The 11,398-nt window shown below is 55.5% G+C and carries 11 protein-coding genes; 6 read left to right on the plus strand and 5 right to left on the minus strand.

The window, feature by feature from the left end:
* The first annotated feature begins 18 nt into the window (after positions 1 to 18).
* Positions 19 to 609: a TetR/AcrR family transcriptional regulator gene (locus MY069_RS11915; protein WP_482794005.1), complete on the plus strand. Its 591-nt coding sequence runs from the start codon at positions 19 to 21 to the stop codon at positions 607 to 609.
* Here MY069_RS11915 and carA read toward each other — a convergent pair.
* A complete protein-coding gene (gene carA / locus MY069_RS11920; RefSeq protein WP_482794006.1) occupies positions 606 to 1,775 on the minus strand; it encodes a glutamine-hydrolyzing carbamoyl-phosphate synthase small subunit in 1,170 nt (389 codons plus the stop codon). The genes MY069_RS11915 and carA overlap by 4 nt on opposite strands.
* 145 nt (positions 1,776 to 1,920) lie before the next feature.
* Here carA and MY069_RS11925 point away from each other — a divergent pair, with 145 nt between their 5' ends.
* Positions 1,921 to 2,409 (plus strand): GatB/YqeY domain-containing protein, encoded by a 489-nt coding sequence (locus MY069_RS11925; RefSeq protein ID WP_482794007.1) that lies wholly within the window; start codon positions 1,921 to 1,923, stop codon positions 2,407 to 2,409.
* A 51-nt stretch (positions 2,410 to 2,460) separates the two neighbouring features.
* On the plus strand, positions 2,461 to 3,714 hold the full coding sequence (locus MY069_RS11930) for a serine hydrolase domain-containing protein (protein WP_482794008.1): 1,254 nt from the start codon (positions 2,461 to 2,463) through the stop codon (positions 3,712 to 3,714).
* On the opposite strand, the gene MY069_RS11935 is transcribed toward MY069_RS11930, so the two are convergent.
* A complete protein-coding gene (locus MY069_RS11935; protein WP_482794009.1) occupies positions 3,711 to 4,469 on the minus strand; it encodes a GGDEF domain-containing protein in 759 nt (252 codons plus the stop codon). The two genes, MY069_RS11930 and MY069_RS11935, sit on opposite strands and share 4 nt — an antisense overlap.
* Positions 4,470 to 4,609: 140 nt before the next feature.
* Between MY069_RS11935 and dnaG the strand changes: the two genes are divergently transcribed.
* From dnaG to MY069_RS11950, 3 genes are all read left to right on the plus strand, one after another.
* Complete coding sequence (dnaG, locus tag MY069_RS11940; RefSeq protein ID WP_482794010.1) at positions 4,610 to 6,433, plus strand: DNA primase; 1,824 nt, start codon at positions 4,610 to 4,612, stop codon at positions 6,431 to 6,433.
* Positions 6,434 to 6,495: 62 nt separating this feature from the next.
* A complete protein-coding gene (gene rpoD / locus MY069_RS11945) occupies positions 6,496 to 8,430 on the plus strand; it encodes an RNA polymerase sigma factor RpoD (protein WP_482794011.1) in 1,935 nt (644 codons plus the stop codon).
* Between the two features lie 49 nt (positions 8,431 to 8,479).
* Positions 8,480 to 8,899: a secondary thiamine-phosphate synthase enzyme YjbQ gene (locus MY069_RS11950; RefSeq protein ID WP_482794012.1), complete on the plus strand. Its 420-nt coding sequence runs from the start codon at positions 8,480 to 8,482 to the stop codon at positions 8,897 to 8,899.
* Here MY069_RS11950 and MY069_RS11955 read toward each other — a convergent pair.
* The 3 genes from MY069_RS11955 to MY069_RS11965 all read right to left on the minus strand — a co-directional run bounded on the left by MY069_RS11955 (position 8,896) and on the right by MY069_RS11965 (position 11,376).
* Entirely contained in the window at positions 8,896 to 9,606 is a 711-nt protein-coding gene (locus MY069_RS11955) for a TMEM175 family protein (RefSeq protein ID WP_482794013.1), read from the minus strand. The two genes, MY069_RS11950 and MY069_RS11955, sit on opposite strands and share 4 nt — an antisense overlap.
* A 94-nt stretch (positions 9,607 to 9,700) precedes the next feature.
* Complete coding sequence (locus tag MY069_RS11960; protein ID WP_482794014.1) at positions 9,701 to 10,630, minus strand: electron transfer flavoprotein subunit alpha/FixB family protein; 930 nt, start codon at positions 10,628 to 10,630, stop codon at positions 9,701 to 9,703.
* The gene (locus MY069_RS11965; RefSeq protein WP_482794015.1) at positions 10,630 to 11,376 is read right to left on the minus strand and encodes an electron transfer flavoprotein subunit beta/FixA family protein; all 747 of its coding nucleotides are present in this window, start codon (positions 11,374 to 11,376) and stop codon (positions 10,630 to 10,632) included. Before MY069_RS11965 ends, MY069_RS11960 begins: the two co-directional genes overlap by 1 nt.
* Positions 11,377 to 11,398 lie beyond the last annotated feature (22 nt).

Here is an 11,398-nt window from a genome sequence, read left to right on the forward strand (position 1 = left end):
CTGAAATAACGGTTGGGTATGGGGCGTCGTTCAAAGTCTGATGCAGAAGAAACACGTGAGCGCTTAATCGCCGCCGCGAAAGCGCGATTTGCGCAAGACGGTTATGCTGACACCTCGATCAATGACATCTGCGAAGATCTTGGCATTACCAAAGGCGCGCTGTTTCACCATTTTAAGTCCAAGCAAGATCTATTCGCCGAAATATGGCAGCGTTTGCAAGTCGAGATGGATGACGAAGCGCGCGAGGCGGCGGTCGCCGCGCGGAGCCTTACAGACCCCTATAGCGCCTTCTTAGCGGGGTGCCGGGTCTATCTTAAATATGCGGCGCGCCCAGAATTTCAGAAGATTGTCTTAGTGGATGGTCCCTCTGTGATTGGCGTTCAAGGCTGGTATGAGCAGGACCATGATCTCGGCATCGAAAATGTCCGCGCGGGCGTTCGATACCTCGCCAAGAAAGGGCTCGTGGCCGAGCACCGCGTCGATGCGCTCGCGATTATGTTGCAAAACGCATTGAACGGTGCGGGGTTCGCCCTCGCGCGGGAAACCGATGGGATTACCGCGGAGGGGTTCTATGATGCGTTTGAGAACCTGGTGAAATCGCTTCGCTAAGCGTCCATCAGGTCGATGAACCGGCGGAAAACATAGAAACTGTCCTGCGGTCCGGGGCTCGCCTCAGGGTGGTGCTGGACCGAGATGATGGGCTTTCCGGCGACTTTCAGGCCGCAATTGGTGCCATCGAACAGAGATTTATGGCTCTCCTCGACACCTTTCGGCAGCGTCGCAGTGTCGACTGTGAAGCCATGGTTCATCGATACGATTTCGACCTTGCCGGTGGCGAGATCCTGCACCGGATGATTGGCGCCGTGATGGCCTTGTTCCATTTTCATGGTCTGCGCACCCAGGGTCAGCGCTAGCAATTGATGACCGAGGCAAATCCCTAGGATAGGCCACTCACTATCCACCAAGGCTTTTAGGAGCTGGCCTGAGCGCTTGAAGGTGGCGGCTGGGTCGCCAGGTCCGTTAGCTAATACAATCCCATCTGGATTGAGCGCTTTGATGTCTTCGATCGAGACATCGCCGCTGACCACAGTTGAGCGCGCGCCGACTTCGGCGAGATTGCGCAGGATGTTCTTTTTCACGCCAAAATCGACGACGACGACGTGTTTTTGAGGTGGATCTTGATCTGCAAACCCGGTTCCGAGCGCCCATAAACGTTCTGAATGGTCCATCGCGGCATCGACATCGACATTTGCAGCCAGGTCCGCCGCTTCGAGCCCTTCCCAGGCCTGCGCTGCTTCGATCAGTGAGCTCGTATCGATTTTACCGTTCGGGGCGTATTGGATGGCGCATTTCTGCATGCCTTTTTCGCGTATCAGACGGGTCAGAGCGCGGGTATCGACGCCAGACAAGCCGACAATTCCGCGTTTCGCCAGCCACGCGTCGAAATGATCCTCGGCGCGCCAATTTGAAGGAGGGGTAATCGGATCCCGAAACACAGTGCCGACGGCGGCGCGAACGGAATTATCGCTCGAGTCTTCATGATCTTCAGGATTGGCGCCGACATTGCCGATATGCGGAAATGTGAACATCACAACTTGCTCTGCATAGGATGGATCGGTCAGGATCTCTTGATAGCCGGTCATGGCGGTGTTGAAACACAGCTCTCCGACCGCAATTCCTACAGCTCCAGAGCCGATTCCGAGGAATACGGTGCCGTCTGCAAGGGCGATCGCGCCACTCGCCTGACTGGCGAATTCGGATTGATTTTTGTCCATGTAGCCCTTATCTCCCACGTTTCGCTGGACTCAGCGCCCGCCTGTGGCTTTAACGGTTTCTCAGGCAAACGGGTGGCAAATAGAGTGCTGCGGCCAGGACCGTCAAGCGGTTTTGGACCTAAAAGGCGGCTTTAGAGGCTTATAAATGGGTCAATTGGATCAAACCGTCCAAGTTACACTCCGAAATCGCATAAATACCGCGCTCAGCTCCGCTGAGGCGACAGATGCGAACAGTGTGGAATCGCAAACTTTGCGCTTGATAAAATGCGCAATGGATGATCGCGACGTGATCGCGCGCAGCCGCGGTGAATGTTCCGGATGTGACAATGAAGTGATATTGGAATTGCTCGAGACCATGGTCGCGCAGCGGGAGCGTGCAATCAAACAATTCGACGATAATGGCCGGATTGTCGAAGCCGAACGTGAGCGGGACGAGATTGAGATCATTTCGGAGTTTTTGCCCAAGCCGCTCATGGGTGAAGCGCTGGAAACGGCCGCCGCAGCGATTGTTTCTCAACTGAGCGCCTCAAAGCTCAAAGATGTCGGCCGCTGTATGACGGCGCTGCGCGAAAAATATCCGGGTCAAATCGAATGCGGCCCCGCCAGCAAAGCTGTTCGCGCGGCGATAGGCTAGACGTATCTCTCAAAATTCGCGACATCAGAGCTCCTGGATTGGAGGTCTGGCATGAAATCGTTTTTGGTTGCAGGGATCGCGCTTATTCTTGGCGCACTCATTGGCGTCTTTACCTATACGCGTTTCGTGCCACCGCCGCTGGATGCGATGGCGCGCGCAACAGCTTTTGAAGGCGATGCGGATTATTTCTTCCAGAATACCAGCGAGCTCTATCCGACCCGGACCGTGTCTGTATCGGAGGAGCGGCAGCCGCTGAGCCGGGACGAGGCGGCGTTGGAGGGGTTCACCTATGAATATGAAGGTGAAACCCGGACCCTCGCGGATCTCTATACGGCGATGGAAACCTCGGGCCTGATGATCATTCATGAGGGTAAGATTGTGCACGAGTCCTATGGGCGTGGCGCTGATGCTGGTACGCGTTTTACGACTTGGTCTCTGGTCAAATCAATCACCTCGACCCTGGTCGGCGTCGCTGTTGCGGACGGTAAAATTGACAGTGTCGATGATCAGCTCGTCAAATATCTGCCGGAGGTGGCAGGCACGGCTTATGATGGCGTCACGATTAAGCAGGCGCTGCAAATGTCGTCTGGCATTCGCTATGACCCCAATCTGTTCGACGGCAAGATGGACGACACCGTCAATTTCATGACCAATAGCGTCGTGACCGGCAAAAAGCCGGCTTTTGAGCTCGCGATCAAATATAAACGCGAGCATGAGCCTGGGACGAAATTCAACTACAATACCGCTGAAAGCCAAGTCCTGCTTGAGCTGATCCGCCGGGTGACGGATATGGATGCTGCGGCCTATCTCGAGCAGAAGATTTGGCGACCGCTTGGTATGGAACATTCAGGCGAATGGGTGCTCGACCGGGCTGGCGCAGAGGGTGCAGAGATTGGCGGCGCGTTTTACAATGCCGCCCTCCGTGATTGGGCCCGGTTCGGAATCTTTGTGGAACAAGGCGGCGTTTGGAATGGCGAGCAAATCTTGCCTGTCGATTGGGTCGATCGCGCGACGATTTCAGACGATGCGCATATCCGTCCAGGCGAAGTGCACCCGAACCCGAATCGCGGCTATGCCTGGCATTGGTGGACCTATGCCGATGGAACGTTCACAGCCTCCGGCGCGAATGGACAAACGCTCTATATTGATCGCGAAAATGACATCGTGGTAGCCCGCTCTAGCGCCTGGCCTGAAGGCTATGTTCGCGCCCATGATGATCATAGTTTCGCCGTGTATAAGGCGCTCGCAGAATGGTTTGACCAGCCAGAGGCGGTTGACGCGGGGGCTGAGATATCCGCGCCTTAAGCGGCGACGACAAACCGGTTGCGACCTTTGTCTTTCGCCTCATAGAGCGCGTCATCTGCTCGGCATAGAACTGAGCTTACAGTGTCGCGTGGGTGCGCGATGCCGACGCCAACGCTGGCTGAAATTGGAATTGTGAGATCGTCGTGCAAGCAGGGGTTTGACGCCACTTGGAACCGAATCGCTTCTGCCATTTGATGCAGTTGAGGCACCGCGTGAAACGGCACAAGAACCCCAAACTCCTCGCCGCCAAGCCGGGCAACGAAACAGTCTTCAGAGACCGCGGCTAAGATTTGTTGTGAGGCGTGGATCAGCACTTGGTCACCGGTTTCATGCCCGTGCACATCGTTCACCTGTTTAAAGTGATCCAGGTCGACGATAAAAAGACCAAGGCCAGAATATTCAAAATCGGTTTCGGCAAACAGCGTTTCGGCGGTGTGCATGAAGGCACGGCGATTGGACAGCCCGGTCATCTCGTCGGTGCGCGCAAGATGCGCCACGGCCAGCATTTTCTTGTGGTTCCGATATCCCTGATGGCCAATGATTGAGGTACAGAGCGGAACGATAACCAACGGCAAGAAAGTGGCGGTGCGTAAGGCTTGGGCGTGAATCTCTGGCTCGTAAAAGCGCGTAGTGTACCAAGTCACGCTGACGGCAATGCCGACCGCAATCACGAGAATGACCAAGCCGGTCAGAATCATGCTCGTGGCAAATTCGCGCTCTGTAGGCACATTGTAAGGATCAGATCTTAGTTTCAACGCATATGTCCACCTGCAGCGGGACATACCGCAATAGCAATAGGATAGGGTTTCAGAAATCGATCAAATTGCATGCATCTTCCCGAACACCAGCCGCTAAAATCCTTCGCTCTGGGCGTTTCCCGCGCTATATTAATCAAATGAGCGGCCCTATTCGGATTCCAGACGGTTTTGTTGACGAGTTGAAAGCTCGTATCCGACCTTCGGATGTTATCGGACGCAAGGTCAAACTGAAAAAACAAGGCAAAGAGTGGGTCGGGCTTTCACCCTTCACCAACGAAAAGACGCCGAGTTTTTACGTCAACGACCAGAAGAAGATCTTTAAGTGTTTCTCGTCCGGGATGGGCGGTGATGTCATCTCATTTGTGATGGAAACCGAACGGCTGTCTTTCATGGAGGCGGTCGAAAAACTGGCCGATGAAGCCGGCATGTCGCTGCCCAAAGCGACGCCGGAAAGCCAAGAACAGTATGATCGGCGATTGCGCCTGATCGCAGCATCTGAAGCGGCTGCGGCTTATTATGAAGCCTGTCTGCGCGCGCCCGAAGGAGCGGACGCGCGGCGCTATCTCGAGGGACGAGGCTTGCGCCCGAACAGCTGGGGCAAATACCGGCTTGGCTTTTCACCAGATGATTGGCGGCAAACGTTCGAACACCTCAAATCGAAAGGCTTTTCGCAAAGCGAGATTGTTGAAGCCGGACTGGCGGTGGAAAAAGAGGGCGGGGGCGAGCCGTATGACCGGTTCCGCGGCCGTCTCATGTTCCCGATCGAGGATGCGCGTGGCCAGGTCATCGCCTTTGGTGGACGAGCGCTGCAGCCTGATGCCAAGCCGAAATATCTCAATTCCTCTGACACGCCGCTCTTCCATAAGTCGCGCGTGCTCTACCGATACAAAGCCGCGCGCGAAGCGTTCGGCGGTACCGATGAAGGCGGCCTGATCGTTTGTGAAGGCTATATGGATGTGATCGCATTGTGTGAGGCGGGTTTCGGTCACGCCGTCGCCCCGCTCGGCACAGCTTTAACTGAAGAGCAAATCAGCCTGCTCTGGCGCGCAGGGCCCGAACCGGTTCTGTGTTTTGATGGCGACCGGGCGGGTCTCGGCGCTGCCTATCGCTCGATTGAACGGGCTCTTCCTGGGTTGCAGCCAGGTCGAAGCGTCTTTTTCTGCTTGCTGTCGGACGGCATGGATCCGGATGATCTTATTCGCGATCACGGACCGGGCGCGATGGGTAAAGCGCTCGATGGCGCACTGCCTTTGGTCGAAGTGCTGTGGCGGCGTGAACGCGACCTTGAAGCCGTGGATACGCCTGAGCGCCAAGCCGGGCTAGAGAAGCGCCTGATGCAAGCGGCCAGCACGATCCAAGATGGCGCGGTAAAATCGGCCTATGAGCGCGAGCTCAAAGCGCGCATGCGCGATTATCTCTGGCAGTTGAGATCGGCAAATAGAAGCAGCGGGAGAACCCCAAACCGCGGAGGCCAGGTGGTCCAGTCTGCGCTGCGTGGGGGTCCGCCTGCGAAGACAAGAGGGCTCGGCTTGGTTGTGCGGGCGGTTGACAGTCACCACTTGGCCGAGGTCGGTTTTGAGGCGTTAGCTGTTGCCATTTTCCCCGATCCCGACGTTTCAGCGATTAGAGACGCCCTTATCAGCCAAAATACTGCAGATTCAGGTGTTGACCGGAAGACCCTGAGCAACCATTTAGAGGGTCTTGGAAAATTGCGCGCTGCAGAACTGTTAACAAAGTATCCCGACATCCCAAACATACCGCAAGGCGGTTCAGAGGAGCGGGAATGGCTGATCGCCTTAGAGCAGTATGCACGCCCAGAAGGCGCGGACGAGACCGGCCGTATCGCAGGAGAGGCATTTGCCACTGCTGAAGATGCGCGACACCGGCATCGGATCGTGTCGGAACGTCGGGCACGCACAGCGCGTCTCAATGAAGCTGCAGAAAAGGCGGATCAGAACTGACCCCCTTTTACGGAATTGAAAGTGTATGTTGCGACAGCGGTCGCAGCGGACAGGAGCGATAAATGGCGAAAGCCAAAGCGGAAGTACTCGAAGAAAGCGAAGACCGTCCGGTCCTCGATCTCAGCGACACCAAAGTCAAAAAATTCCTCAAAGACGCAAAAGCCAAAGGCTATGTGACGCTTGAGCAATTGAACAAGATCATGCCGGAAGACGAGCTGTCGTCAGACCGAATTGAAGACACGATGGCGATGCTCTCAGAACAAGGCATCACAGTGGTCGACAATGAGGAAGAAGGCGAAGCGGCTGCGAAATCAACGGCGGTTGCGACCACCAGCGCGACTGGCACAGTTGTCAAAAAAGGCAATGCCCGTGGGTCTGATCGAACCGATGATCCGGTGCGCATGTATCTGCGCGAAATGGGGGCGGTTGAACTGCTCTCTCGCGAAGGCGAAATCGCGATTGCTAAGCGCATCGAAGCCGGCCGCGACGCGATGATCCGGGGCTTGTGTGAATCGCCGCTGACATTTGAAGCGATGATGGTGTGGCGCGACGAGCTTGTAAATGAGCGTATTCTGCTGCGCGACCTGATCGACCTCGAAGCGACTTATGGCGCCGAAAACCCGGCGCCTGAAGAAGACGAGCTCGACGAAGAAGAAGCCGAAGCGCGCGAGAACGAGACCGTTGAAGAACGCCACGCGCGCGAAGAGCGTGAGGACGAAGAAGAAGGCGCAGCGATGTCGATGTCCGGCATGGAAGCCGAACTTCGCGAAGGCGTGCTAGATAAGCTCGACGAAATCGCCACCGGCTTTGGCAAATTCCGGAAGCTTCAGGAAAAACTGGTTGGTCGCCGGATGGAAGGCAAAGCCCTGACGCCGAAAGACCGTGAATCGTATGACGGCATCTCTCAGAACATCGTTGATGAACTTAAGACGATGCACATCAACAATGCGCGGATCGAAGCGCTGGTTGAGCAGCTCTATGCGATTAATAAGAAGCTGATGGGGCTTGAAGGCCAGCTAATGCGTCTGGCCGATGCACATGGTGTCCCGCGCTCAGAATTCTTGAAGAACTATTTTGGCCGCGAACTTGATCCGACTTGGATTGAAGACGTCGCTGCCATGTCGAAAAAGTGGGAGCGCTTCACCGAGCGCGAAGCGGAAAAGATCGACCTCATCCGCGGCGAAATCCAAATGGTCGCGCAAGAAATCGGTATTCCGATCGATGATTATCGTAAGATTGTTCAGCGTGTCCAAAAAGGGGAGCGCGAAGCGCGGATCGCCAAGAAAGAGATGGTCGAAGCGAACCTCCGTCTCGTGATCTCGATCGCCAAAAAATACACCAATCGCGGCCTGCAATTCCTGGATCTCATCCAAGAGGGCAATATCGGCCTGATGAAGGCGGTGGATAAGTTTGAATATCGCCGCGGCTATAAGTTCTCGACTTATGCAACCTGGTGGATCCGTCAGGCAATCACCCGCTCGATTGCGGACCAGGCGCGGACGATCCGTATTCCGGTGCATATGATTGAGACGATCAATAAGATTGTCCGCTCTCAGCGCCAGATGCTGCACGAGATTGGCCGCGAGCCAACACCGGAAGAGCTGGCGGAAAAGCTTGGCTTGCCGCTCGAGAAGATCCGTAAGGTTCTAAAAATTGCCAAAGAGCCGATCTCGCTGGAAACACCGATTGGCGATGATGAGGATTCAAACCTCGGCGACTTCATCGAAGACAAAGCCGCTCTGCTGCCTGTCGACGCCGCGATCCAATCGAACCTGCGCGAAACCACAACTCGGGTCCTTGCGTCTCTCACGCCTCGTGAAGAACGCGTTCTACGCATGCGGTTCGGCATCGGGATGAATACCGACCACACGCTTGAAGAAGTGGGTCAGCAATTCTCAGTGACCCGGGAGCGGATCCGTCAGATCGAAGCGAAAGCGCTGCGCAAGCTGAAGCACCCAAGCCGAAGCCGTAAGCTGCGAAGCTTCTTGGATACGTAAGATTAAAGGGCGGCTCTTGGGTCGCCCTGTTCAATTGAGCTAGCTCGTTATGCAGGCAAAATTCGAACTGTCGACCCATGGTCCAGGCCTCCATGAATTTACCTCAGATGTGGCAGCCTTCGTGGATTCTGCGGATCAACGCCAAGGTTTGCTGACCCTGTTTTGCCAGCACACATCTTGCTCTTTGGTGATCCAAGAGAATGCCGATCCGGACGTTCTGACAGACCTAAAAGCGTTCTTTGCGCGCTTGGTACCCGATGCGAATGATCCGTCCATGTCCTACCTGCTTCACCGCGCGGAGGGCCCCGATGACATGCCGGCGCACATCAAAACGGCCCTGACCCAAACATCAATCTCTATCCCGATCAGCGAAGGGCGTCTGGTACTCGGCACATGGCAAGGGATCTATTTGTTTGAGCATCGCAGTCGCCCCCATACGCGCAGCGTAGTGGCGCATATCAGTGCTTAGTTCGTCGTGATTTCAAATCGTTTCCGCCAGAATATCGCATTTGGCCAATTCAAGAATAGCAAGCCACCGGCAAACGGGCCGAGCGGCGTCGCAATGGCAATGACGGCGGTGAGCGCCGCAATCATCATCTCGCCGCGGTAACTCCATATGGTCCTTTTCGTTAGCCGTTGCTCATTTTCGCTCAGGCCAAGCATCTCGGTTTTGGACAAGGCGTGTTGATACATCAGGCTGGTCAGAAAAATGATCACCGAGTATCCCGCATTAAAAATGGCCACACTTCTTGCCGAGTTCACTATGTCCATGTCCGTTTCCATCAGCCGCGTTGGGTCGGCCGAGATAAGAAAAATCACATAGCCAAACAGACTGTCGAAAATGAATCGAAGCGGATAAGCCACAAACAGGACCAGCAGCAGCAAGATACTGTTGAGCACAATGATCTTCGTGTCGGCGAGCCCATACCGCCTGAAGAATGTGAAATGCGCGTTCCAGATCCCAAACAGGATCGCGAAGGCCGCGGCGACGGGCACAATATTCACCAAGAACGCGATCAACTCGCCAAAATTCGACGGAGGTGCGCCTGTGAGCAGCAACATGCCAAGCGCCAAGGCGAACACAATGTCCGATAGGTTCTCGAGCCGCGTGACATTCTGCCCGCGCCACTCAAAATGTGGATCATGATCTAGATGTTTTGCGATCTCATTGCGCATGGAACTCCCCCTCTGATGCGCAGCCTAGAGGAATTCACGCAAAGAAAAACCCCGGCCGATGACCGGGGTTTGACCTGTAGAATGTGTCGATCGCTTAGAGCGCGTCAGTCAATTCTGGAACCGCGTTAAAGAGGTCTGCGACCAGGCCGTAATCAGCGACTTGGAAGATTGGTGCTTCCTCGTCTTTGTTGATCGCGACGATGATCTTAGAGTCTTTCATCCCGGCCAGGTGCTGGATCGCGCCGGAAATTCCGACCGCGATGTAAAGCTCTGGCGCAACGATTTTGCCGGTCTGGCCGACTTGGTAATCGTTTGGCGCATAGCCCGCATCAACCGCGGCGCGTGACGCACCGACAGCTGCACCGAGTTTGTCAGCCAGTGGGTTCATCAGACGCTCAAACTCTTCGGCAGAGCCAAGCGCGCGGCCACCAGAAACGATGCGTTTCGCAGCAGTCAGTTCTGGACGGTCGCTCGCAACAATCTCTTCAGAGACGAAAGTTGATTTGAACGGTCCGCCCGGAGCGTCGACAGTTTCAACGGCGGCTGAGCCACCGGTGCCTGCCGCGTCGAACGCTGTGCCGCGAACGGTCACGACTTTTTTCGCATCCGAAGACTTCACCGTCATGATCGCGTTACCGGCATAGATTGGGCGGACAAATGTGTCCTGACCTTCAATGCCGATAATGTCAGACAGCTGCATCACATCGAGCTTGGCCGCGATTCGTGGAGTCACGTTTTTGCCCATTGTGGTGGCTGGCGCGAACAGGGCGTCATAGCCGTCCATCATTGGGACGATCAGCGCTTCCATGGCTTCAGCGAGTTGCTTTTCATAAGCGTCGCCATCAGCGTGAAGCACTTTACGAACGCCGTCGATGCCAGCAGCAGCCGCAGCGACATCGCCAGCGCCTTTACCAGCAACCAGAACGTCTACATCGCCGCCAAAGGCTTTTGCTGCGGTGACGGTTTTCGCGGTCGCGTCAGACAGCGCCGCATTGTCGTGATCTGCAATTACAAGAACAGCCATTATACAGCTCCCGCAGTTTTGAGTTTTTCAACCAGAGCGGCGACGTCTTCGACTTTTTCACCCGCTTCGCGCACTGGCGGCTCGGTTACTTTGACGACGGTCAGGCGCGGCGAGATGTCGACGCCATAATCACCAGGCTCTTTCATATCGATAGGCTTTTTCTTCGCCTTCATAATGTTTGGCAGGGAGGCGTAACGTGGCTCATTCAGGCGCAAGTCTGTGGTGACAATCGCTGGGCCGTCGAGCGCAACCGTTTGCAGGCCGCCATCGACTTCGCGGGTGACATTGACTTTGCCACCATCAGCTTTGACTTCAGACGCGAACGTGCCTTGTGGCCAGCCGAGCAGGGCGCCCAGCATTTGACCGGTCTGGTTGCTATCATCGTCAATCGCTTGCTTGCCGAGAATGACCAGATCAGGGCTCTCTTCTTCGACGACTTTTGCCAGCAGTTTGGCAACGCCAAGTGGCTCAACATCGTCATCGGTTTTGATTAGAATGCCGCGATCAGCGCCCATGGCGAGCGCGGTTCGAATAGTCTCTTGCGCTTGTTGTGGTCCAACAGATACGGCGACCACTTCGGTCACGGTTCCGGCTTCTTTCATGCGAACGGCTTCTTCGACAGAAATCTCGTCGAATGGGTTCATGGACATTTTAACATTGGCCAGATCGACGCCTGTTTGATCCGATTTGACGCGGACCTTCACATTATAGTCGATGACCCGTTTGACAGGCACGAGGACCTTCATGGGCAACTCCCGAGGTTAGCTT

Source organism: Hyphomonas sp. ske169, assembly GCF_056850855.1.